The organism is Caballeronia hypogeia (assembly GCF_001544875.2).
Taxonomy (GTDB): Bacteria; Pseudomonadota; Gammaproteobacteria; order Burkholderiales; family Burkholderiaceae; genus Caballeronia; species Caballeronia hypogeia.
Window position 1 is genome coordinate 187948 of sequence record NZ_FCOA02000009.1, and the last position, 22878, is coordinate 210825.

Below are 22878 nucleotides of genomic sequence, written 5' to 3' on the forward strand. Positions count from 1 at the left end.
GGCCTGCATGCATGCGGCCTGTGCGCACGCCCTTGTCGCACCGCAAGCCTTGTCGATGCCGCCCGTGCGTGCGCGCGAACGCGTTGATGGCCATCAACCGCTCAGGCGAAATCAACCGGGAAAATCCCTGCTTTAAACGGGGAAAAAACGGCAATGAAAAAGGGTATCGGGGCTGTGGTGGTGGCGTGCGCGGCGATGTTCGGGGGCGCGGCGCAAGCGGCGCAAGCGGCAGGCGATGCATCGCCCGGCGATTCGGTGGGCGGCATCCATGCAGGCGACATTCTCGTGCGTCTGCGGGCAATCAGCATTCAGCCGGACGTGACGGCGGGCGGCACGCTCGGCACGCTCGGCGTCGGCGTGAACAACGCGATCGTGCCGGAACTCGACTTCACCTACATGATCCGCGATCAGATCGGCGTGGAACTCATCCTCGCGACGTCGCGGCATCAGGTGACATCGAACATCGGCGGGCTCGGCGGCATGGGCGTGCTGCCGCCGACCGTGCTGCTGCAATATCACTTCAATCACGCGGGCCGGGTGCGTCCGTATGTCGGCGCGGGCCTCAACTACACCTACTTCTACAACGACAAGCTGAAAGCGGGCGACACGCCGGTATCGATCAGGCACAGCAGCTTCGGCCCGGCGCTGCAGGCGGGCGTCGACGTGCAGATCACGAAGAATCTCTTCGTCAACGCCGACCTGAAAAAGATCTGGATGCGCACCAGCGCATCCGCCGGCGGCGCGGATCTCGGCTCGCTGAAGATCGATCCGTGGGTGCTTGGCCTCGGCGTCGGCATGAAGTTCTGACACGCGATGATGCCCGTTCCCGCGCACCTGGCCTGAAAATTGGCGGATGATGCCGGTGCTTCTGGCGTGGATGGTTGCGCGGTCGCGGTATCCTTGACAGCAGGCCCGGCGCAGATCGGCGCTGCCCGAACGTTGGCGGGCGGCGGGCGATCTGCAACGACTAATAACACCGCATCGGGGAACTGCAAGCCAATGAGACCTTCCACTTACGCGGGAATCGCCTTGCTCGCGGCCTGCGGCGCCGCGTTCGCGCAACAGCCTCTCGCCGTGCCCGGACGCAGCCAGAGCCCGTGGCAGCAATCCATCGATACCGCCGCTTGCTACGCCTTCGCCAATCAGACGACGAAAGTGAACATGGCGCGCGAGTCGCAGGCGCCTCCGCGCGAAGCGACCCACGAAACGCGCTCGCTCAATCCGCCGCGTCCGGTCGAGCCGCCGCTGCCGCCGGGCGCATCCGGTGCGTCGGGCGCTCTCGCGGCGTCGGCTGCGGCGCCGGCATCGGGTGCATCGGCGGCCGTGGTCGCCGGCGCTTCCGAGCCGCAAGGCGCATCCGGCGCGATGCCGGCCTCGGGCGTGGCAATCGCCTCGGGCGCATCGGACGCGATCTATGGCGGCGACATGAAAATGCCGCCGCTGCCTCCGCCCGAGCCGCCGATGGTGCGCTACTGGCGCGCCTACAGCGACTGCATGCAGGGCCGCGGCTACTTCGTGCGCTGATTCATCGGACGTGCGCCCGTTGTTCCGGGCGCGCTTTGCTTTCGCGCAATCGTGCGCGCGAACACGCCGGCGGAAGACACATTCGAAGTACGAAATTATTTCGCGCGAGGCGGCGCATGAACGCTCAGCCGATTCATGAAGGACGATGCGCATGCGGCTCGGTGCGCGTGCGCGTTTCGGGCGAGCCGAAGGAAGTGAACCTGTGCCACTGCATGACGTGCCGGCGCATTCACGGCGCGCCTTTCGGCGTTTATGCGATTTTCCCGCGCGACGCGGTGGAGGTGTCGGGCGACACCGTCGCATGGGCCAGTTCGGCGACGGGCAAGCGGCACCACTGTCCGGCGTGCGGCTCGCCCGTGTTCCTTGCGTTCGACGGCGTGGATGAAATCGAAGTGCCGACCGGCCTTTTCGACGAAACCGGCCTTTATCCGCCGCAGTACGAAATCTGGTGCAAGAGCGCCGAGCCTTGGCACGACGCGCAGGGGCGCCGCCGTTTCGCGCGCGGCGCGCCCTGATCCCTCAGCACTCGACGATCGCCTTCACGACGCCCGCCTTCGGATCCAGCAGGGAGGAGAAGCGCTCCGGCACGTCGGAGAGCGTCAGGCGATGCGTGTTGAGGGCATCGGTCGGCACTTCGCCCGCGCGCATCGCGGCGAGCACGGTTTCGAAGTCCTCGGGCGTGGCGTTGCGGCTCGCGAGCAGCGTCGCCTCGCGCTTGTGGAACTCGGGATCGGCGAAGGAAATGCGATCCGGCACGATCGACACCAGCACATACTTGCCGCCATGCGCGATGAACTCGAAGCCGCGCTCCATCGCCTTCGAATTGCCGGTCGCGTCGAACACCACATCGAAGAATTCGCCGTTCGTGAGCTTCGACAGTTCGTCCTTGTCGTGCTCGCCGATCTTCACGGCCGCGTCCGCTTTCAGTTCGCGCCTGCAGAAGGCGAGGCGGTCTTCGCGCGTGTCGAGGGCGGTGACATTCGCGCCACGCAGCCGCGCGAAGGTGATCGCCGCCATGCCGATCGGACCCGTGCCGACGACCAGCACGCGTTGACCCGGCTTCACGTCGGCGCGACGCACCGCATGCGCGCCGATCGCGAGGAATTCGACCATCGCCGCCTGATCGAGCGTGACGCCTTCGGCCTTGTGGACGAACTGCGCGGGCAGATTCAGATATTCGGTGAACGCGCCGTCGCGATGCACGCCGAGCACCTGGATGTTCACGCAGCAATTGGTCCTGCCCTGACGGCACGCTATGCACTTGCCGCACGACAGATACGGCATCACGTAGACCGTGTCGCCGGCCTTCAGGCCGCTGGCCGGATCGGCTTCCTCGATCACGCCGGAGAGCTCGTGGCCCATCACGCGCGGATAGGAAAGATACGGCTGGTTCCCGGTGAAGATGTGCAGGTCGGTGCCGCACACGCCGACGCGCTTCACGCGCAGCAGCACTTCGTTGTCGCCGCGCTGCGGCTTCTCGCGCTGTTCGGCTTTCAGGGTTCCGGGGGTTTCGCAGATGACGGTCAGCATGCTTGTCTCGTGGATGTCGTTGGAATGGGGCGCGTCCGACAATCTATCGATGACCGCCGATTTGGTCAAGCCAATTTCAATATTGTAAAAGTGGTAAGGCCAGAAAGGGCGATTGTCCGGCGTCAGCGACGGGGCGCGTTTCGCCTTATATTTGCACGACGGAACGCGCACCCCACGCGCCTTCACGCGTCTCCAAGGACTCAACGTGCAGCAGCTTCATGACTTCGTCGAACGGCATCCACGCTTGTTCGTGCTTTCGGGCGCCGGCATCAGCACCGAATCGGGCATTCCGTGCTATCGCGACCGGGAAGGCCAGCGCACCGGCCGCGCCCCCATTCTGCTCAAGGATTTTATCGGCTCGGACTACGCGCGCCGCCGCTACTGGGCGCGCAGCCTGATCGGCTGGCCGGTGGTCGAAAAGGCGCAGCCGAACGCCGCGCATCATGCGGTGCGGGCGCTGGCGGCGCGCTCGCGGGTGCATCGGCTGGTCACGCAGAATGTCGACGGCTTGCATACGCGCGCGGGCAATCCCGATGTGATCGAGCTGCACGGCAATATCGGCCGCGTGATCTGCATGGAATGCGGCGAGCGGCATACGCGCGCGGCGGTGCAGCGCATGCTGGAGGCGGCGAATCCGGATTTCGTCGGCTACACGGCGCCGGCGGTGCCGGATGGCGACGCGCTGATCGAGGACCTCGACTTCGCTTCGTTCGACGTGCCCGGCTGCAGCCGCTGCGGCGGCGTGCTCAAACCCGATGTGGTGTTCTTCGGCGAGAGCGTGCCGCGCGCGCTGGTCGACGACGCCGCGCGCTCGCTCGACGCCGCCGACGCGATGCTGGTCGTCGGTTCCTCGCTGATGGTGTACTCCGGCTATCGCTTCTGCGAGTGGGCCGCGAAGAGCGGCAAGCCGATCGCCGCGATCAACATCGGCAAGACGCGCGCGGATGCGCTGCTCGCGCTGAAAATCGAGGCGCCGTGCTCGGAGGCGCTCGAGCGGCTGATCGAGCGCCTCGACGCGCGGGCCGGGGTTTAGCGGGCCTCGCGCGCCAGCGTTTCGATCCCTTCGAGCAAACGCTGTGCGTCCGACATGCGCGAAAACAGCGCGGGCGTCACGCGCACGACTGCGCCCGCATCGGGGCCCGGGCGCATGACCGTGAACACGCCGAAGCGGTCGCGCAGCGCGGCTGCGATCGCCTCGCATCCTTCTTTCGTCGCGTGCCCTTCGATGCGGAACGCGGTGATCCCAGCGGTCATCGACGGATCGCTGGGCGTCGTGATCTGCACGCCAGGCAGCGCGCGCGCCGGTTCCGCCCACGCGTCGCGCAGGGCCCGCAAACGCGCTTCCTTCGCCTGCGCGCCGATACGCCGGTGCACGTCCAGCGCGGCAGGCAGCGTGAACCACGCGGCGAAGTTCGGCGAGCCCGTATGCACGCGCGCGCGAATGTCGCCGGCGGGCCAGGTGCGGTCGCCGAGATACGGGTCGATCGATTCGACGTGACCCCGACGGATATAAATCGCGCCGCAGCCGAGCGGCGCGCCGATCCACTTGTGCAGATTCAGCGCGGCGAAGGGCGCATTCAGGTCGGGCACGTCGAAGTCGAGCTGACCCCAGGAGTGCGCGGCATCGACGATCACGTCCGCGCCGGCATCCTTCGCCAGCGCCGACAACTCCGCGACGGGCGGCACGAGGCCGGTCGCGAAGCACACATGCGAAAGCAGCACGAGCCGCGTGCGCGGATGATCGCGCAGCGCCTTCGCATAGGTTTCGAGAACCGCTTCGCGCGTCGCGGGCTCGGGTATCGAAATGCGCACGGGCGTTACCCCGCGCCGCTCGCGCAGCCATTCCATCGCGTCCTTGCCGCACGGATAGTCGAGGTCGCTGTACAGCACGACATCGCCCGGTGACAGACGGTTGTAGCCGCTGATGAGCGCGAGCAGCGCCTCTGTCGCGTTGCGCGTCAGTTCGATTTCCTCCACCGCGCAACCCATCGCCGCCGCGACGCGTTCGCGCAGGCCGTGATACAGCGGCATCAGATGCGGGCGGATCAGCAGCGTTGTCTCGCGGTTCACGCGCTCGGTCCAGTAATGGAACATCGCCTTGACCGGCTCGGTCATCGCACCCCAGAAGCCATTCTCCAGGTTGATCAGCGCGTCCGACTGGCAATACAGGCCGCGCACCGCGTTCCAGTAGTGCTCGTCGGTGGCGATGCCGGTGGCGGGCGCGGCCGGAAGCGCCGCCAGCGCGGCTTCGAACTCAGGCGTGCGGTAATCGAGGAGATCGGGCATGAGCGATGGAAGTTCGTTGAAAGGACGCGAAAGCGTGCTGAATATCGGTGAAATCACATCGTACGGGATTACCGATGAACTGAACAAAATCCAGACGATTCGCCTCTCTTGCTCTTCAGAGCCCGGATCGGCTCGCCGTAATCAGCAGGAAGAGCGCTGCATCCCACCGACGGCAACGATGGCGCCGAATGTCCCACGACGGACTCTGAGAGTACTTAAAACATGAACCTGAAAAATATCACGATCAAGAACCGGTTGATCGCTGGATTCGGCATTCTCGCTGTGCTGGTCGTGCTCGTGGCCGGCATGTCGCTGCGTGCGTTGTCCGCCGCGACGGACGGTTTCGCGCATTACGTGAACGGCATCAACGCGCGCGCCGATGTGGCGAACCAGATTCGCACCGCCGTCGACCGGCGCGCCATCGCGGCGCGCAATCTGGTACTGGTCACGAAACCCGCCGACCTGGAAATAGAAAAAGCCGAAGTAACGCGCGCACATCAGGACGTGCAGACGCGCCTCAAGCAGCTTCAGGAGATGATCGCCGTCGCGACCGACACGAGCGAGAAGGCCAGGAGCCTGGTCGCCGAGATGGCGCGCGTGGAAGCGCTGTACGGGCCGGTCGCGACCGATATCGTCGAGACGGCGCTCGCGGGCCGGCACGAGGAAGCCGTCGCCAAGCTCGACGACCGGTGCCGTCCGCTGCTCGCGCGCCTGGTCCAGGCAACAGACGACTACGCGACCTACACGGCCACGCGTCGCGAGGAAATCGTGCGCGCCGACGCGGCCAGCTATCAGACGCAGCGCGACGTGCTGATCGCCCTGTGCACGGTGGCGGCGCTGTTCGCGATCGGCGCGGGCGTGACCGTCACGCGCTCCATCACGACGCCGATCAGCGAAGCGGTCGGCATCGCGCAGACGGTGGCGCGCGGCGATCTGACGAGCCGCATCGAAGCCCGGACGAAGGACGAAACCGGCGACCTGCTGCGCGCGCTCGCGGCCATGAACGCGCGCCTCACCGAAACCGTCGGCCGCGTGCGCGAGAGCAGCGGAGCGGTGGGCGGCGCGGCCAGGGAGCTCGCGACCGGCAATACCGATCTGAGCCAGCGCACCGAGGAACAGGCCGCGTCGCTTCAGGAGACGGCGGCGAGCATGGAGGAGCTCACGTCGACGGTGCGTCAGAACGCCGAGAACGCGCAGCAGGCGAGCACGCTGGCGTCGAACGCGTCGGAGATCGCGAGAAAGGGCAGCGATGTCGTTGGCCGCGTGGTGGATACGATGAACGGCATCAGCGACAGCTCGGGCAAGATCGCGGAGATCACCGGGATCATCGAGGGCATCGCGTTTCAGACCAATATCCTCGCGTTGAACGCGGCCGTGGAAGCGGCGCGCGCAGGCGAGCAAGGCCGCGGCTTCGCGGTCGTCGCGAGCGAAGTGCGCAGTCTCGCGCAGCGTTCGTCGACGGCGGCGAAAGAGATCAAGGAGCTGATCGCGGATTCCACGACCAAGGTGCGCGACGGCTCGATGCTCGCGGACGAAGCCGGCACGACGATGGCCGAAGTCACGCAGGCGGTCGCGCGCGTGACGGACATCATGCAGGACATCGCGGCGGCGTCGGCGGAGCAGGGGCGCGGCATCGAGCAGGTGAATCAGGCAATCACGCAGATGGACGAAGTCACGCAGCAGAACGCGGCGCTCGTGGAGGAAGCGGCGGCGGCTGCGGCCTCGCTGGAGGACCAGGGGCGCAGGCTCAATGAGGCAGTGGCGTTCTTCAAGGTGGAAGGCGCGGTTCCGGCGTTCACGCCGGCCGCCGCCCAGGCGGTGCGCAAACCGCAGGCGAGGCCCGCGCCGCGTGTTGCGCAAGCGGCGCTCGCCAAACCCGGGAGCTCAGACGGCTGGAGCACCTTCTGACGTTCGCGCGTCACGCGAAGCGAGGCGGCGCGAAGCCGCCCCCGGTCATGCAGACGGATCAGTGATGCTCGAAGTCGGCGCGCGCCACCGGCGTCGACTTCACCTTGTTGTACTGGAACTCGGGGAGCGCCTTGATAGCCTGCTTGGTCGCGCCCGCGAGCACGAACTTGCCGTCCTTCGCATCGAGTTGCTCGATCGGAATCGCGACATCGTGATGCGACACGCCGAGGAACTGGTTCGCCGCGATGATCGCGAACGAGACCGACTTGTCCGGCGCGACGATGATGTCATGGATCACGCCGACCTTCTGTCCCTGCTCGTTCACGACGGACTTGTTGAGGATGGATTTCTTGACGCTCCAGCCGTCGATGATGGCCGTCGACACCTCAACGGAGACACCGAGGGGCTGCGCGCCCGCCACTTGCGCGAACGATGCCGTGGAAGTCAGGCCGAGTGCCGACGATGCAACGAGCAGTGCCACGAGTCTGGATTTCATTGTTTCGATCCCTCAAAGGATTGGCAAACCGGTTCAATGGAATGCGCGTTTCAAGCTTTCTGCGCGGAGGAAGTTTGAACGGTTCTCGTGGTTTTTGCAGAAACGGTGTAAGGAGGCATGGCCGCACCGCATTAGTGCGAACGGTCGACGTTTTTGCGGCGTGATGTTCAGTGCGGCAGGCGTGTCAGCGCATCGCCCTTGTGCACGGCGCGCTTGCCGCTCTTGTCGCTTTCGACCTCGAAATGCGGATCGTCGCGCGACGCATTCACCCGATGACCATCGAGCTTCATGCGCGCGGTGATGACGCGCACGATGTGGCCGGTCGTCTCGCCCTGCGGCGTGTTCCAGCGGACGTGATCGTGGAGCTTGAGGGACTTGCTCATGGCGTTGCGCTCCCAGAGGACGATTGGCCTGCGAGCGGCGCAACGGGCGTGCCCGTCACAGCAGACGCTCGAGCGTTGCGTCGTCGGACTGGCCGTGGAAGTAGCGGCGCAGTGCTTCGTAGAAGACATCCGGATCGTCGGCAGTGTGCGCGAACAGGGTCATCGACGAATGAAATTTCATGTCGTCCGGATAGCCGAAAATCTGCTCGACGCCACGGCCCTGCACGCCGTTGACGACCCGCGTCAGTTCGACGAGCCGCGCGCCCAGCACCGGGTGCGCGAGATAGGCGCGCGCTTCCTCGCGCGAGGAGATCGCGTAATGCTGCGCCATCGCGCTGTGCCCGAGTCCGGCGATCTGCGGGAACACGAACCACATCCAGTGCGTGCGTTTGTGGCCGGCGGCAAGCTCGGCGCGCACGTCGTCGATGATGTTCTCCTGCGCGTCGACGAAACGCTGCAGGTCGAAAGGATCGCTCATGATTCGCTCCTCAGGCGACGGCGTCGGAGATGCGCTTTCTCATCGCCGCGTCGGGATAGTCGCCGTTGCCGGCGTGCACGTTGTCGATCATGTACTCGCGGCGTCCGGTGCCGGGAATCACGCAGGTCACGGCGGGGTTGCCCAGCACGAATTTCAGCAGGAGTTGTGCCCACGAGGCACAGCCGAGTTCTGCGGCGAACGCGGGCAGTGGCCGGTTTTTCAGGCTCGCGAGCAGCGAGCCGCCGCCGAACGGCTGATTGACGATCACCGCGACGCCGCGTTCGGCCGCGAGCGGCAGGAGGCGTGTTTCGGCGTCGCGGTCGTTGGCGGCGTAATTGATCTGCACGAAGTCGACGCGCTCGGCGCGCAGCACGGCTTCCACCTGGGGAAACGCGCCCGACGTGTAATGCGTGACGCCGATATAGCGCACCCGTTTCGCGGCTTTCCACTCGCGCAACGTGGCGAGGTGCGTACGCCAGTCGAGCAGGTTGTGAATCTGCATCAGGTCGATGCGATCGGTCTGCCACAGGCGCATCGACTGCTCCATCTGCGCGATGCCGGCATCGCGTCCGTCGGTCCAGACCTTGGTGGCGATGAACGCCTTGTCGCGCGTCTTCGATTCGGCGAGCAAGGCGCCCGCGACGGCTTCCGACGAACCGTACATCGGCGATGAATCGATCACCGAGCCGCCCGCGACGAAGAGCGCGCGCAGGACCTCGGCCAGTTCGCGGCGGCGGCTGGCGTCGTCGCCTGCGTCGAAGGTGCGCCAGGTGCCGCAGCCGATCACTGGCAGCGGTTCGTTCGTCGAGGGGATGGGGCGCGCGTGCATCGGCGGTGTTGGCGGGGAAGCCTGCGCGGCGTGCGCGACGCGATCGGCCTGCGCGGCGAGGGCGGCGGCTGCGCTGACGCGGAGGAAGTCGCGGCGGGTGGTCATGGATGGCGCACCCGGGCTGCGCGATTCAGCGTTTCATGCGTCATCTCGTGAACTCCTTCGAGTGGCCGTCGGTTCGATTCTTTCGCTTTCGGATGCGCGGAATCGCGCAAAGTTCGTTGCCGTTTCAAAACTGGCCCGCCTACCTTGAAGGTACGCTTTTTTGCTTCTCCGGTTCCCAGGCGAGCTAGCATCCGGGACTTGGTCACCTGGTCAGCGAATCTCCCCGGCAACACCCGTCATGTCCATTTCAAGCCAAACCTCGCACGCCGCTCCGCTCGATCTCATCCGCGCCCTCCGCCGCGCCGGACGCGCCGCGCAGGCGCGCGCCCTCGGCGCGCAACTCGCCGCGTCGGAGAATCCCGGATGCCATCCCGGCCAGCTCGGCGTCGACCTGAGCTATCTCGCCCTGTACAGCGAAGCCGAACGATTCCTCATGCTCGGGCTTGCGGATGCCTCCCTGTCTCTGGCGAATCGTTATTCGCTGACCGACGAGTTGTGCGGCGTGCGAGCCATCCTCGGCAAATATTCGGAGGCGCACGAGGGCTACCGGACGATCCGCGGCCGCGCCTATGCCGAAGCCTTCCGGCATCTGATTCTCGGTGATCATCCGCTGTGGCGCAGTCTCTTGCCGGACAAGCTTCTGGACATGGACGAGCCGGTTTCGGGCAAGCGCATTCTCATTCTCGGCGAAGGCGGTTTCGGCGATTTCGTGATGTTTTCGCGCTATGTCGAGGCGCTTTTGCGGGAAGGCGCGCGCGAGGTCGTACTCGAGCACGTGCCGGGATGGGAAGGCGTCTTTCGACAGTGCGAGCGAGTGTCGCTGTTTCTGCCGACGGAGGAGCGGCGCGACCTCGAAGCCGCGCGCAGCGATCGCGCGACCTTTGGCTTCAGCCTGTACGCGCGCTATCAGCGTTCACCGGACTTTCCGTTCCAGGATGCTTCGGCGCGAATCGCCATCGATCCGGGCAAGGTCTTGTCCGATGCGGCCCGCGCGCTGCTGCACGAGGCGCCGGCGGGGCTGAAGGTCGGTCTGATCTGGAGAAGCGCGAGCGGCGTGCGCCACGCGCCGTATCGTTCGATGCCGCTAAACGCGCTTCAGCCCATCTTGAGCAACGGCAAATGCCGCTTCCATTCCCTCCAAGTGGGCGCGCTGAGCGATGAAGAACGGTCGCTCCTGAATCAATACGAAGTGACCGATCTCGCGCCGCATCTCGCCGATTTCGGCGACACCGCGCGCGTGCTCGAAGCGCTCGATCTGCTCGTCACCATCGATACGGGCGCGGCGCATCTCGCGGGCGCGCTGAATCGCCCGGCGTGGGTGCTTCTGCCGCAGGCGTGCGACCCGCGCTGGCTCGACTGCCAGCGCTGCACGCCATGGTATCCGTCGATGCGGCTCTATCGGCAGAGCGAACTGGGCGAATGGGCGCCGCCGCTCGCCGATCTCGCCGCCGACCTGTCCTCCCTCAGTGCTTCTTGAGCACCGGCGTCGTGCGCCGGAATCCCCTGAAGCGTTCGCGCTGATGTTCTTCATCGAAATGCGCGCGCGCCGGCTTGACCAGATCGCTGCGCGAAACGATGCCGACGAGTCGGAGCGTGTCCTTGTCCGCCACCACCGGCAGACGCTCCAGTTCGCGGACCGCGAGACGCGTCGCGGCGAGGCGGCACGGCTCGCCCGGCAGCGCGAACGCCGGCGCGGCGTCGGAGAGCTTGCGCAGGGCATCGCCGATGCTCACGCCCGCCTCCTGCATCGACGAGGCCCCGATCAGACTGCCGAGCGAAGCGCGGTCCAGCATGCCGACGAGCATGCCGTCGCGCACCACCGGATACGCACGATGCACCTGCTGCGGGCCGAAGTGGCGCGCGAGGACATCGGAGAGCGGCGTCGTGGCGTCGATGGTCAGCACGTCGCGCGTCATGACTTCATCGACATGATGGCGCTCCAGCGGGTCCACGCCGTACTCGCGATAGATGTGATAGCCGCGCCGCGCGATCTTCTCCGTCATGATCGAGCGCTTCATCACGACGGTCGCGAAACCGTGCGCGACGAGCGTCGCGGTGAGCAGCGGCAGCAGCGCGTTGGCGTCATGCGTCAGACCGAACGCGAAGACGATCGCCGTGAGCGGTGCGCCGAGCGTCGCGCCGAGCGTCGCGGCCATGCACACGAGCGGCCAGAGCGCGGCGTCGTGGCCCGGCAGGATCGCGCCGAGCGCGGTGCCGAGTCCGGCGCCGAGCATGAGCAGCGGGGCGAGCACGCCGCCCGAGGTGCCTGAGGCGAGCGCCACGACCCAGATGATCGCCTTCACGGCGAGAATCGACAGCGCCACCTGAACCGCGATGTGCTGATGCAGCAGGTCGCCGATCACGTCATAGCCGACGCCGAGCGCGCGCGGCTCGATATACCCGCCGATGCCGACGAACACCGCGCCGATCGCGGGCCACCACATCCAGTGCACCGGCAGCTTGTGGAACAGGTCTTCGAGCTTGTACAGCGCCGCCGACAACCCCGACGCCAGCGCGCCCGACAGCAGCCCGGCCACGAGGCACGACAGCAGCGAAATCATGTGCGGCGCCTCCGTCTGGAGCGGAAACAGCGCCTCCGTGCCGAACACCGACGCGCGCGCGAAGCCCGCGACCGCGCACGCGAGCGCCACCGGCAGGAAGCTGCGCGGACGCCATTCGAACAGCAGCAGCTCCACCGCGAGCAGCACCGCCGCGACCGGCGTGCCGAACACGGCGGTCATGCCCGCCGCCGCGCCCGCGACGAGCAGCGTCTTGCGCTCGGCCGCGGTCACGTCGATGCACTGCGCGATCAGCGAGCCGAGCGCGCCGCCGGTCATGATGATCGGGCCTTCCGCGCCGAACGGGCCGCCCGAGCCGATCACGATGCCCGAGGACAGCGGCTTCAGGATCGCCACTTTCGGCGACATGCGGCTCTTGCCGAAGAGAATCGCCTCGATGGCCTCCGGAATGCCGTGGCCGCGAATCTTGTCCGAGCCGAAGCGCGCCATCATCCCGACGATCAGTCCGCCGATCACCGGGATCGCGATGACCCAGGCCCCGAGCGTGTTCAACGCCGGCGAATGATCCTCGATGGAGAACGTGCCGAAAAAGAAGATGTTCGTGAACAGATGAATGAGCGCCAGGAGCACGACGGCCGCGAGCGTGGCGATTGCGCCGATGATCGCGGCGAGTCCGCAGATCTTCAGCAGCCGGTCATTGACCGAAAAGTCGCGTTTGTGATGGTCCATGTGAGTGCTCCGGGAGAATCAGAGGTCGATCTGGGGCACGCGAAACGCGCCTTCGAGCGATTTGAGTTCCGCGCGATGCAGCGCGGCGAGACGCGCGAGCACCTGCTCGCCGCGCGCTTCGAGAAAAACCTGCACCTGGCGACGGTCCTCGGCGCTTTGCGCGCGTCGAACGAGTCCGGCGGCCTCGCAGCGCGTGACCAGCGCCACGACGCCGTGATGGTGCGACTGCATGCGCTCCGCGAGCTCGCCGACGGTCGCCCAGTTGCGGCGCGGATAGCCCTTGATATGCAGCAGAAGAAGATATTGCAGCGGCGTGATGCCTTCGTCCTGCGCGGCGCGCTCGGAGAAGCGCTCGAAGCGCCGCATCTGATAGCGGAATTCGGACAATTGTTCGAAGTCCGGTTTGTCGAGAGTGCGCGAGTGGTTCATCGGTAATTCGCTCGATACGCTGCGCGGATCAGGCAGTCTTCTGCTCGCCCGCGAATGATTGCCGGTAGAGGCCGGAAATCAGGTCGGTCTCGGTGATCATGCCGGCGAGCTGATCGTGCGCGCCGATCACCGGAATGTGGTGGTGCCCGAAGTGCGCGAACATCGGCACCAGTTCCGCGATGGCCGTATTCGTCCGCACCGTGCACACGTCGGTCGTCATCAGTTCGGCGACGCGCGCCGGCGCGGTCGACGGGCCGCGCATCAGGCGTTCGATGCCGCGCCGCGCGCCGTGCAGCACGCCCGCGCGATGGCCGGCCGCCGGAAGGTCGGCGCGCGTGATGATGCCGCACACGCGGCGCGTGCCGTCGATCACCGGCAGCGCCTTCACGCGATGCCGGTCGATCAGCGCGAGCGCCGCCTGCGCGCTCGTGTCCGGCGTCACGGAGACGACCGCGCGCGACATGATGTCCGCGCAGGTGAACTCGGTGAAGCGGCGCGCGTAGGCCTGCAACTGAGTTTCGCGCAGCAGCGCTTCGAGGTCGTCCGGATCGACGTCGAGCATTTCGCTGCGGCGCGCGAGCACGGCTTCGAGATCGGCGCGCGTAAAAGATGACGCGTCGGGCGTCGTCGTCGCGGGCTTCGGCGCGGCGTGGCCGTGCGGATAGCGGTGGCCGGTCAGCGTGTGGAATACGATCGCCGACGACAGCAGCGCCGCCGACTGGATCGCCACCGGCGCGATCACGAAGCCGTAGCCCAGCGCGTGGATCGACGGCCCGCCCAGCACCGCCGTCAGCGCGACCGCGCCCGAAGGCGGATGCACGCAACGCAGCGCGAACATCGCGCAGATCGCCAGACACGCGGCGAGCGCGGCGGCGTCGATCGGATCGTGCACGAACAGCGCGCAGGTCACGCCCACCGTCGCCGACACGACGTTGCCGCCGATGATCGACCACGGCTGCGCGAGCGGACTGGCGGGCACGCCGAAGAGCAGCACGGCGGAGGCGCCCATCGGCGCGATCAGATAAGGAATCGCGGCCGCATCGCCGACCAGCAGATGCGCGATGCCGCCCGTCAGCGCAATGCCGATCAGCGCGCCCAGTCCCGCGCGCAGGCGCTCGGTCCAGCGCAGGGTGACGGGAGCGGGGAGAAAGCCATGCAACCAGCGAAGCAATGCGATGCGCGACACTTTTCAGCGTTCCGATAGAGGTCAGTGGAAATACACACTGGCCGGCCGGGTGGTGGGCTTGAAAGCAAGCGTGCGTCGTCAATCTCAAAATTATATCGCGATATGATACAAATTGTCGCGTATCTTGATATTTTGCATATGAACGCGCGTGCGCATCGGCATCGCCGGGTGCGGTAGGATGACTTTTCGCTCGCGCGGCGCGAGCCTCTTCGGGCCATTCACATGGCGCGCTCTTTCCTCGTTCGTCTGGCGTGCGTGCTCGCCTGCGTGTACGCGTGGTCGTGCGCGTCTGCCGCGCCGGCCGACGATCCCTCGACCATCGTCAGCGACGAGCACGCGTTCGTCGTCGCCGCGGACGGCTCGCTGACCGAGGAGGACGCGACCGTGCTGCGTGCGAACACCTCGGCGGGCGTCGATGAAATCGCCCAGCGCTACGTCTGGTACGACAAGAGCGTGTCGAAGGTGGAGATCGTCGAGGCGTATTCCGTCGATGCGAACGGCGCGCGCCACGACGTCTCGCCCGACCAGATGCGCGACATTCAGGAGCCGCGCTCGGCGGGCGCGCCGACCTTCCAGGACGCGAAGCTGCGCGCGGTGATCTTTCCGGCGGTGGGCATCGGTTCGACCGTGCATCTGCGCTTTCGCAAGAGCCAGGCGGCGGCGGTGATTCCCGGACAGTTCAACTACTTCGTCGAGCCGGGCCAGCGTCCGGTCCTGCAACAGCGGCTCGTATTCGATCTGCCCGCCGACAAGCCCCTCTATGCCGATGCGCGCGGCTACGTCGCCGAGCCGCCCGTCACGCAGAACGGGCGCACGCGCTACGCGTTCGAATACCGGCGCGCGCATTTCGCGCGGATCGAGCATGGCTCGGTCGGCTACGCGCAATACGGCGACCGGCTGATGGTCACGACCTTTCCCGATTACGCGAGCTTCGCGAAAAGCTATCGCGACGCCGCCGCCGATCCGGGCGCGAGCGATCCCGCCATCCGCGCGCTCGCGCAATCGCTCACGCAAAACGACACTGACGATCGCGCGAAGGCGCAGACGCTCTACGACTGGGTGCGCCGCCACGTTCGCTATGTCGCGATGTTCATCGGCCAGAGTCCGGCCGTGCCGCATCGCGTGACGGAGGTGCTCGCGAACCGCTACGGCGACTGCAAGGATCATGTCGCGCTGTACGGCGCGCTGCTCGATGCCGCGGGTATTCGCAACGAGCCCGCGCTGATCGGTCTGGGCTCGGTGTACGCGCTGCCATCCGTGCCGGGTTACGGATCGGGCGCGATCAATCACATCATTACGTGGCTGCCGGACCTGAACGTGTATGCGGACAGCACGGCGGCGAGCGTCGAATTCGGCTTTCTGCCGCTTGCGGACATGGATCGGCCCGCGCTGCTCGTGAACACCGGCGCGCTCGCCCGCACCCCGCCGACGCAGTCGCTCACGCGCGCGGCACGCCTGCAGATCGACGTCGGGCCGCAAGGCGAGGCGAACTTCGCTTACTGGGTCGAGGACGCGGGATGGAGCGCGGAGATCGAACGCATGATGTTGCGCACCGCGACCGCGCAGCGGCGCGACCAGATTGCCGCGGACCGGCTGCGCTTCACGAACCTGCGCGGCGCGGCGGCGCTCACGACCAGCGATGTCGATGCGACCAGCGGCCCGTTCGCGACCACCTTGCGCGGCACGCTCGACGACATCGTCTGGCCGACCGGCACGACCGCCTTGCAGGCGCTTTCGAGTCTGTCGGGCGGCATCGCCACGCAGACGCGCAACTGGCTCGCCGAGCGCACGCGCACGCAGCCGTATCTGTGCATCGGCGGGAGTTTCGACGAGGTCTCGCAGATCACCTTGCCCCGGCAGATGCGCGTGACCGAAATGCCCGACGATCTCGAACTGACGAGCGACTTTTTTCGTTATCGTTCGCGCTATCTGCTCGATCCGGCGACCAACGTGATCCAGATCACGCGCACGCTGGATGCGCGCTTCGGCCGACAGGTGTGCTCGCCCGGCGATTACCAGGCGGCGCTGCCCGCGCTCAGGAAGATCGAGCGCGATACGCAGGCGCAGATCATCGTCAAGGCGGCCGGCGGCTGAGGCTCACTCCATGTCGCGCACGACGCGAAAGCCGTTCTGCGATTGCCGCACGCTCGCGCTGTATTTGAAGCGCGTCGCCGACTGCATGTAGGCCGCGCCTTCGCGCCACGAGCCGCCGCGAATCACGCGCACGGAGCACGACGGATCGTCCCACGCGCGGCCATCGGCGGGTGCGCTCTTGTACGAGCTATGCCAGCAGTCGGCGACCCACTCCCAGACGCTGCCGTTCACGTCGTAGAGGCCGTAGGGGTTCGCCGCGAACGAGCCGACCGGCGTGGGCGCGTCGGGCTTGTACGGATCGCCGCAATCCTTGCAGTCGGCGGTCCCTTTCTTCATCTGATCGCCCCACCAGTAAGTCGATTGCGTTCCGCCGCGCGCGGCGTATTCCCATTCGGCCTCCGTCGGCAGGCGATACGACTTGCCGGCCACTTTGCTCAGCCATTTGACGTAGACATTGGCGTCGTCCCAGCTCACGTTGCGCATCGGCGAATTGGCGGGCGGCGGCGTGCTCGACTCGGCGTCAGGCGCGATGCGCGTGCATGCGCCCGCATCGGTGCAGGCGTTCCATTGCTCGACCGTCACCTCGTACTTGCCGATCGCGAACGGATGCGCAATCGATACGCGATGCGGCGGCTTCTCGGCGGGATCGTCGTTGTTGCTGCCCATCGTGAAGCTGCCTGGCGAGAGTGGAATGAGCACGGGGCAGGACGGGCAGTCCTTGATTTCGCCGCTTGCGGCCTTGCTTGCCGCCTTCACGGCGGCGGGCGCGGCGGCTGTCGTTGCCGGCGGCGGCTTCGGCGCGGGAGCAGGCGCCGCGGCGGTCGATGCCGGCGCGGGCTTGGGCGCGGGCGCGGCGGGCGTGGCCGTCACCGCCGGCGGCGCGGGCGCGGTCGACGAAGCCGCCGGTTTCGCGTTTCCCGCCGCGCGCAGCCGTTCGATGCGCGCCTTCGCGAGCGCCGCGAACCGGCCATTCGGATAGGCCTTCAGATAAGCCTCGTAATCGCTCGGATACGTGCTGTCCTTGATCGATTCCCAGAACGTCAGTTCGTACTGCTCGTTGCTGTCCTTCGGCAGAATGCCGCGCGTGCGGATGGCGTTGGCGGATTGCTCCGCATCGATGGCGTTCTCGGACGCCATGCGCATGTCGCTCGATGCATCGGCGATGGCGAAGCGCGCATCGAATGTCGATGCGATCCAGGGCCGCTGCGCACCGCGCGATGCATGGATCACATCGGTGGCGGCGGATTCGAAGGTCGCGGTCGTCACGGTGGATTGCCGGCCGAGCGCGCGCAACAACGAAGCGGTGAAGCGGCCGTTGCGCGCGCCCTCCGCGGCGGCATCGCCCGGCGCGGCGCCATAGGCCACGAGCGTGCGCGGCGGCAGCGTCCAGGTTTGCGCAGGCACTGGCTCGAACGGAGCGGTGAGGCACATGTCGAGCACGACGATATTCGGTGCGCCCGGCCGCGCCCGCGCCATGCGCTCGACGATCTCGCGCGCGGTGAGCGCTCCGCGCACGAGCGTCGCGGGTTCGCGCTCGCGTGCGCCGAGTGGTACGAGCAGCGCATCGCCGCCGGCCTGCACGCCGTGGCCGGCGAAGTAGACGAGCGCGGTGTCGCGCGCTCCGAGGCGTGCGGCGAAGGCATCGAGTGCTTCATGCATCGCGTGGTCATCGAGATCGGTACGGCGGGTGACGTCGAACCCAAGCGAGGCGAGCGCGGCGCTCATGTCGCTTGCATCGAGGACGGCGCTCGCGAGCGGACGATCGGCATAGTCAGCATTGCCGATGACGAGCGCCATGCGATGCGGCGCCTCTTTGACTGTCGCATGAATGGAAGAGGGCGGCGGCGCAACCGGAGCCGCGCTCGCTGGCGCGAGCGCACCGCCGATCACCCCGAACATGCCTGCGATTAGAAGAGTTCGCCACATATTCACACCCTGTCCGTTCGGCTTTGAGTGGGCGGCATGGCGAAGCGATCGCGCCTCCATGCCGAGGCTGCACGGGCGAGGTCCGCGCCCTTGATATCCAGCATCAACAACGATAGCACGCGCTCCGCGCGCCGCTTAATCCCCATCAAGAAGGGGTGCTTCCCGGGGGAATGGAGCCCCCGCCTCGGTACGTATCTTTTTTAAACGTAACGTCCTAATCTAAAAAGCGAAGGCGCTGCATGACGCTTCGAGCACGGGCGTTCGCCCGTGGCGCAAGCGTTTTTCCTGGCCCGTCCGCGAGGCCTTTCAACGAGAGAGGCGTGCATAACATGCTGAGAAGAACCGTGCTTGGCGCGCTGGCGGCCATCGCCGCGCTAGCGGCCGATTCGTCGTTTCCCGCCGCGCGTGCGCGTACGCCCGCGCCGCCCAACGCCGAGGCGTACATCATCTGGCCACCCGACGGCGCCGTCATCTCCGGCGGCAAGCTCTGGGTACGCATGGGCCTGCGCAACATGGGCGTGTGTCCGAAGGGCATCGATCTGCCGAACGTGGGGCATCACCATCTGCTGATCGATGTCGATCTGCCGCCGCTCGATCAGGAAATTCCGTCCGACCGCAATCATCTGCACTACGGCGCGGGAGAGACCGATGCGCGCATCGAGCTGCCGCCCGGGAAACACACGCTGCAATTGCTGATGGGCGACCTGAACCACGTTCCGCACGATCCGCCGGTGTATTCGAAGAAGATCACTATCACCGTGAAATGAGCCGGGCACTTGCCGAGGGCAAAAGACATGACCAAACGAACCGCTCACGCGCTCGCGCGCTCGCGCACGATCCTCGTCGCCGCGGCGCTGGCGAGCGCGCTCGCCGCGCCCTGCGCGCTGGCCGGGACGACGCCAGCGCCCGCCAACGCCTATGCGTATATCGGCTATCCGAACGATGGCCAGACCTTGCCCGCGGGCAAGCCGTTCAAGGTCTGGTTCGGGCTGCGCTATATGGGCGTCGCGCCGCGTGGCGTGAAGTTTCCGAATACGGGACATCATCATCTGCTGATCGATGTGGACTTGCCGCCGATGGATCAGGAGATTCCATCGGATCGCAATCATCTGCATTACGGCGCGGGCGAAACCGAAACCATGATCGAGCTGCCGCCGGGCAAACACACGCTGCAGCTCTTGATGGGCGACGACAAGCACATACCGCATAACCCGCCGGTCTATTCCAGAAAGATCACGATCTACGTGAAGTAAATCCGGGCGCCGCGCGAGCAGAACCTGAGCGGCGCATTTCCCCTTTTGACCTCAAGTCCGCGACCTGTCGCGCGGATGGAAACGCACGCCTGTTTGCCTTGACGAACGATGTCGTCTCGAAACCAACAGCCTCTGTGTGAAGTGTCGGAGAACCAGCGTCAGGCGTGATCGGAACAAGCAGGGAGCAACATGATGACGACGGAGACGGAAGCCTTATGCAGCATGGGACAGCGAGAAAAATGCGCAATGCGTTCAGCGATTGGCACAGGCCATGCATATAACTGGCCCGAGCAGACAAGTTGCTCGAAACCACCACCGAACGCGCGATGCGCATCTCAAGGAGAACCGAAATGAAAACGCTGACCATCAAAGACCTGCCTGTTACCGAACAACTCGACAGCCGCGCGATGTCCGCGGTGCGCGGCGGCTACAGCATCTATTTCCCGAGCTACCAGTCGTCCTTCGATTTCAGCGCGACGGTGCAGCAGCTCGCGAACCAGTCGCAAAACACCAACGTCGTGAACGGCAACAACGTCGCGTTCGCGCACGACATCACCGCGAACACGCATCCGGTTCAGGACGCGAAGAACATCAGCAACATCAACTTCGGCAGCGCGCCGGTGCGCGAGCTGACCTGATTCATCCAGACACCATCACATTCACTACGTCACGAACGCCAGGAGCCCACCATCATGTCAACTCTTACCATCCGCGATCTCGCCCACAGCGCAGAAATGGGCCGCAACGAAATGTCCGCTGTGCGCGGCGGCAATAGCGTCTTTTTCCCGAGCTATCCGAGCTTTCAGTCGTCGTTCGATTTGAGCGCGACGGTGCAGCAGCTCGCCACGCAATCGCAGAACACCAAGGTCGTGAACGGCAACAACGTCGCTTTCGCGCAGGGCATCACCGCCGACACCGACCCGCATCAGGACGCCAAGAACACCAGCAACATCAACGTATTCCCGAGCAGCGGCCTCGTGCGCGCACTCTGAACGAAACCATTCAGGGAGACCAGCATGTCGACTCTCGTCATCCGCGATCTCGCCCATGCCGCAGAAATGGGCCGCAGCGAAATGTCCGCCGTGCGCGGCGGCTACAACTTCTACTTCCCGAGCACGAAGTCCACGTTCGATGTGAGCGCGTCGGTGCAGCAGCTCGCCGACCAGAAGCAGAACACCGGCGTGTTCAACGGCAATAACGTCGCGTTCGCGCATGGCATCGACGCGTTCACCGACCCGCATCAGGACGCGAAGAACAAGAGCAACATCAACATCGATCCGGGCTACTCGCCGCGCGAGATGTGAAGTCGCGGTCGCAGGGAATGAATCGAGTGTTCATGCAGTAAGAGCGGGGTGCGGGGAACTCCGCTGCAATACCGCCCGATGCCTGGGCGTCACGGTCCGGACGCGCGACGCGCCACAGAGCACGCGCGCGCCACGTGACCAAGCCGTGATTCAACCCGTGACTTAACCCGTATGGAGTCGCGGCCCGCCGTGTGATTTACTGAATGTATCCGGCGGCGGGCGTCGCGCTTTTCACCTCTGAAACCTCAACCGTCGGTGCGCGTTCACCGGGAGCGAGATCGTGCGAGCCTTATTGCCATCGTTGCGCGTGTTCGTCGGACGCCAGTGGATCGCGCTGCCGGGCCTGCTCGCCGCATCGCTGCTGGCGGGCTGCCTCGACCTGAAGGTGCCGGCGTACCAGCGTCCCGACACGCCCGAGAAGACCGCCTTCACGAAGATCGACGCGCCGAAGGTCGCCGCCTCCGACACCATTCAGCCGGACTGGTGGAAGCAGTTCAATGACCCGTATCTGGATGCGCTCGTGCAGCGGGCCATCAACGGCAACTTCGACATCAAGGTGCTCGCCGCGCGCATTCAGGTGGCCGGCGCGCAGATCGGCGAGGCGCGTGCGGGCGCGCTGCCCTCGATGGACCTGGGCGCGGGCGCGAGCTTCGAAAAGACCACAGGCCAGCCGTTCTCGAAGCAGTACAACGTGGCGACGCAGGTCAACTGGGACATCGACATCTGGGGCGCGGTCGAGAAGGGCGTGCAGGCGCAGAAGGCCGAATTCCGCGCGACCGAGGCAGACTGGCGCGCGGGCTATCTCGAGCTCGTCGCGAGTGTATCGACCACCTACTTCCAGATTCTTCAGTTCGACGACCAGATCGAGCAGCAGAAGCAGACCATCACGACGAACCAGCAGATCCTGACGATCTTCGAAGGCATGCAGAAGAACGGTCTCGTGCCCAAGACGCAGGTGCTCACGCAGCGCGCCGAGCTCAATCGCCTGACCCGCGATCTGCTGGAACTGCGTCGCTCGCGCGACCTGGCCGACAACGCGCTCGCCACGTTGATTGGCGTGCCTGCCGGCGAGTTCAAGGTGCCCGACGGCAAGCTGCAAAAACGCGTGCAGATTCCGCCGGTGCCGAGCGGCCTGCCTTCGCAACTGCTGGCGCGGCGTCCCGATCTGATCGCGGCGGAGTACCGCGTGCTGGAAGCGTATGACCTCGTCGGTCAGGCGAAGCTCGCGCAACTTCCGACCATCAGCCTGACCGGACGCGGCGGCTCCGCGAGCTTTCAGCTCACGGACCTGCTCAAGTCCTTCACGTTCAGCTTCCTGCCCAGCATTAACATCCCGATTCTGGATCCTTCCGTGCGCGCACACGTGAAGACCACCGAAGCGCAGACCACGGTGGCGGAACAGCAATATCGCAGCACCGTGATGGGCGCCTTCGAGGAAGTGGAGAACGCGCTCGTCAATCTCGATTCGCACATGAAACAGCGCGTCGAACTGCAACAGGAAGTGGATCAGTTGACCGTGGTGGCCGCGCAGATCGACGCGCAACTGAAAGAGGGCGTGATCTCGCAACTCGAAGTGTTCGAGACGGAGCGCACGCTGCTCGCCGCGCAACTCGCGCTGCTCGCCAATCATCAGCAGATTTTGTCCGATACGGTGACGCTCTATAAGGCGCTCGGCGGCGGCTGGCCGACCATCGACGTGCAGAGCGCCAGCAAGGACGGGTTGAAGTGAAGCGATCTACGAATTGCACGGCGATCGTTACGACAGCGCACGCAAGGAATGCCGACGATCATTTCTCAACCGCCGATTCATGGCGTTTTGCACCAGTGCCGCGTGATTGACTACGACGATGCGTGACTTAAACTTTCAACAGCCGCCGTTTGCAAACGACATCCATGACG

At 65.9% G+C, this 22878-nt stretch carries 24 protein-coding genes; 14 read left to right on the forward strand and 10 right to left on the reverse strand.

Annotated features, from left to right (window positions below):
- The first annotated feature begins 153 nt into the window (after positions 1–153).
- The 3 genes from AWB79_RS16215 to AWB79_RS16225 all read left to right on the forward strand — a co-directional run bounded on the left by AWB79_RS16215 (position 154) and on the right by AWB79_RS16225 (position 2039).
- The gene (locus AWB79_RS16215) at positions 154–807 is read left to right on the forward strand and encodes an OmpW/AlkL family protein (protein ID WP_198399039.1); all 654 of its coding nucleotides are present in this window, start codon (positions 154–156) and stop codon (positions 805–807) included.
- A 192-nt stretch (positions 808–999) separates the two neighbouring features.
- The gene (locus AWB79_RS16220) at positions 1000–1524 is read left to right on the forward strand and encodes a hypothetical protein (protein WP_061168425.1); all 525 of its coding nucleotides are present in this window, start codon (positions 1000–1002) and stop codon (positions 1522–1524) included.
- 116 nt (positions 1525–1640) lie between these two features.
- The gene (locus AWB79_RS16225) at positions 1641–2039 is read left to right on the forward strand and encodes a GFA family protein (protein ID WP_061168426.1); all 399 of its coding nucleotides are present in this window, start codon (positions 1641–1643) and stop codon (positions 2037–2039) included.
- A 4-nt stretch (positions 2040–2043) separates the two neighbouring features.
- Here the strand turns inward: AWB79_RS16225 and AWB79_RS16230 are convergent, their stop codons facing one another.
- Positions 2044–3054 carry a zinc-binding alcohol dehydrogenase family protein gene (locus AWB79_RS16230; RefSeq protein ID WP_061168427.1) on the reverse strand — a complete coding sequence of 337 codons (1011 nt, stop codon included), beginning with the start codon at positions 3052–3054 and terminating at the stop codon, positions 2044–2046.
- Positions 3055–3259: 205 nt separating this feature from the next.
- Between AWB79_RS16230 and AWB79_RS16235 the strand changes: the two genes are divergently transcribed.
- Positions 3260–4087, forward strand: a complete 828-nt coding sequence (locus AWB79_RS16235; protein WP_061168488.1) for an NAD-dependent protein deacetylase — start codon at positions 3260–3262, stop codon at positions 4085–4087.
- Here AWB79_RS16235 and AWB79_RS16240 read toward each other — a convergent pair.
- Positions 4084–5340: an aminotransferase class V-fold PLP-dependent enzyme gene (locus tag AWB79_RS16240; protein ID WP_061168489.1), complete on the reverse strand. Its 1257-nt coding sequence runs from the start codon at positions 5338–5340 to the stop codon at positions 4084–4086. The genes AWB79_RS16235 and AWB79_RS16240 overlap by 4 nt on opposite strands.
- On the opposite strand from AWB79_RS16240, the gene AWB79_RS39535 reads away from it, so the two are divergent.
- Together AWB79_RS39535 and AWB79_RS16245 are read left to right on the forward strand one after the other, a co-directional pair.
- Entirely contained in the window at positions 5339–5566 is a 228-nt protein-coding gene (locus tag AWB79_RS39535) for a hypothetical protein (RefSeq protein ID WP_157695793.1), read from the forward strand. The two genes, AWB79_RS16240 and AWB79_RS39535, sit on opposite strands and share 2 nt — an antisense overlap.
- Positions 5563–7248 carry a methyl-accepting chemotaxis protein gene (locus AWB79_RS16245; protein ID WP_061168428.1) on the forward strand — a complete coding sequence of 562 codons (1686 nt, stop codon included), beginning with the start codon at positions 5563–5565 and terminating at the stop codon, positions 7246–7248. The genes AWB79_RS39535 and AWB79_RS16245 overlap by 4 nt, the downstream gene beginning before the upstream one ends.
- Positions 7249–7306: 58 nt before the next feature.
- Here the strand turns inward: AWB79_RS16245 and AWB79_RS16250 are convergent, their stop codons facing one another.
- From AWB79_RS16250 to AWB79_RS16265, 4 genes are all read right to left on the reverse strand, one after another.
- A complete protein-coding gene (locus AWB79_RS16250) occupies positions 7307–7744 on the reverse strand; it encodes a PRC-barrel domain containing protein (RefSeq protein WP_061168429.1) in 438 nt (145 codons plus the stop codon).
- Positions 7745–7911: 167 nt separating this feature from the next.
- Positions 7912–8127: a hypervirulence associated TUDOR domain-containing protein gene (locus tag AWB79_RS16255; RefSeq protein ID WP_061168430.1), complete on the reverse strand. Its 216-nt coding sequence runs from the start codon at positions 8125–8127 to the stop codon at positions 7912–7914.
- A gap of 55 nt (positions 8128–8182) precedes the next feature.
- A complete protein-coding gene (locus AWB79_RS16260) occupies positions 8183–8605 on the reverse strand; it encodes a DUF1810 domain-containing protein (protein ID WP_061168431.1) in 423 nt (140 codons plus the stop codon).
- Positions 8606–8615: 10 nt separating this feature from the next.
- Positions 8616–9539, reverse strand: coding sequence for an aldo/keto reductase (locus tag AWB79_RS16265; RefSeq protein ID WP_061168432.1), 924 nt, complete (start codon positions 9537–9539; stop codon positions 8616–8618).
- A gap of 238 nt (positions 9540–9777) precedes the next feature.
- Here AWB79_RS16265 and AWB79_RS16275 point away from each other — a divergent pair, with 238 nt between their 5' ends.
- Entirely contained in the window at positions 9778–11016 is a 1239-nt protein-coding gene (locus tag AWB79_RS16275) for a glycosyltransferase family 9 protein (RefSeq protein WP_061168434.1), read from the forward strand.
- Here the strand turns inward: AWB79_RS16275 and AWB79_RS16280 are convergent.
- From AWB79_RS16280 to AWB79_RS16290, 3 genes are read right to left on the reverse strand one after another with little or no spacing between them, the layout of a single operon-like run.
- The gene (locus AWB79_RS16280; RefSeq protein WP_061168435.1) at positions 11003–12787 is read right to left on the reverse strand and encodes a chloride channel protein; all 1785 of its coding nucleotides are present in this window, start codon (positions 12785–12787) and stop codon (positions 11003–11005) included. The two genes, AWB79_RS16275 and AWB79_RS16280, sit on opposite strands and share 14 nt — an antisense overlap.
- A gap of 18 nt (positions 12788–12805) precedes the next feature.
- A complete protein-coding gene (locus AWB79_RS16285) occupies positions 12806–13216 on the reverse strand; it encodes a MarR family winged helix-turn-helix transcriptional regulator (protein WP_061168436.1) in 411 nt (136 codons plus the stop codon).
- A gap of 28 nt (positions 13217–13244) precedes the next feature.
- Complete coding sequence (locus AWB79_RS16290; RefSeq protein ID WP_061168437.1) at positions 13245–14402, reverse strand: HPP family protein; 1158 nt, start codon at positions 14400–14402, stop codon at positions 13245–13247.
- 222 nt (positions 14403–14624) lie between these two features.
- On the opposite strand from AWB79_RS16290, the gene AWB79_RS16295 reads away from it, so the two are divergent.
- Positions 14625–16496 carry a DUF3857 domain-containing transglutaminase family protein gene (locus AWB79_RS16295; protein ID WP_061168438.1) on the forward strand — a complete coding sequence of 624 codons (1872 nt, stop codon included), beginning with the start codon at positions 14625–14627 and terminating at the stop codon, positions 16494–16496.
- Between the two features lie 3 nt (positions 16497–16499).
- Here the strand turns inward: AWB79_RS16295 and AWB79_RS16300 are convergent, their stop codons facing one another.
- Positions 16500–18422 carry an SUMF1/EgtB/PvdO family nonheme iron enzyme gene (locus tag AWB79_RS16300; protein WP_074169385.1) on the reverse strand — a complete coding sequence of 641 codons (1923 nt, stop codon included), beginning with the start codon at positions 18420–18422 and terminating at the stop codon, positions 16500–16502.
- A 329-nt stretch (positions 18423–18751) separates the two neighbouring features.
- Here AWB79_RS16300 and AWB79_RS16305 point away from each other — a divergent pair, with 329 nt between their 5' ends.
- The 6 genes from AWB79_RS16305 (at position 18752) to AWB79_RS16330 (ending at position 22708) form a co-directional block, all read left to right on the forward strand.
- Positions 18752–19189, forward strand: a complete 438-nt coding sequence (locus AWB79_RS16305; RefSeq protein ID WP_061168440.1) for a DUF4399 domain-containing protein — start codon at positions 18752–18754, stop codon at positions 19187–19189.
- A 27-nt stretch (positions 19190–19216) separates the two neighbouring features.
- Positions 19217–19675, forward strand: coding sequence for a DUF4399 domain-containing protein (locus tag AWB79_RS16310; protein WP_061168441.1), 459 nt, complete (start codon positions 19217–19219; stop codon positions 19673–19675).
- A gap of 350 nt (positions 19676–20025) precedes the next feature.
- The gene (locus AWB79_RS16315; RefSeq protein ID WP_061168442.1) at positions 20026–20313 is read left to right on the forward strand and encodes a hypothetical protein; all 288 of its coding nucleotides are present in this window, start codon (positions 20026–20028) and stop codon (positions 20311–20313) included.
- A 54-nt stretch (positions 20314–20367) separates the two neighbouring features.
- Positions 20368–20667: a hypothetical protein gene (locus AWB79_RS16320; RefSeq protein WP_063963504.1), complete on the forward strand. Its 300-nt coding sequence runs from the start codon at positions 20368–20370 to the stop codon at positions 20665–20667.
- Between the two features lie 24 nt (positions 20668–20691).
- Entirely contained in the window at positions 20692–20979 is a 288-nt protein-coding gene (locus AWB79_RS16325) for a hypothetical protein (protein WP_061168444.1), read from the forward strand.
- Positions 20980–21259: 280 nt separating this feature from the next.
- On the forward strand, positions 21260–22708 hold the full coding sequence (locus tag AWB79_RS16330) for an efflux transporter outer membrane subunit (RefSeq protein ID WP_061168445.1): 1449 nt from the start codon (positions 21260–21262) through the stop codon (positions 22706–22708).
- The last annotated feature ends 170 nt before the right edge of the window (positions 22709–22878 follow it).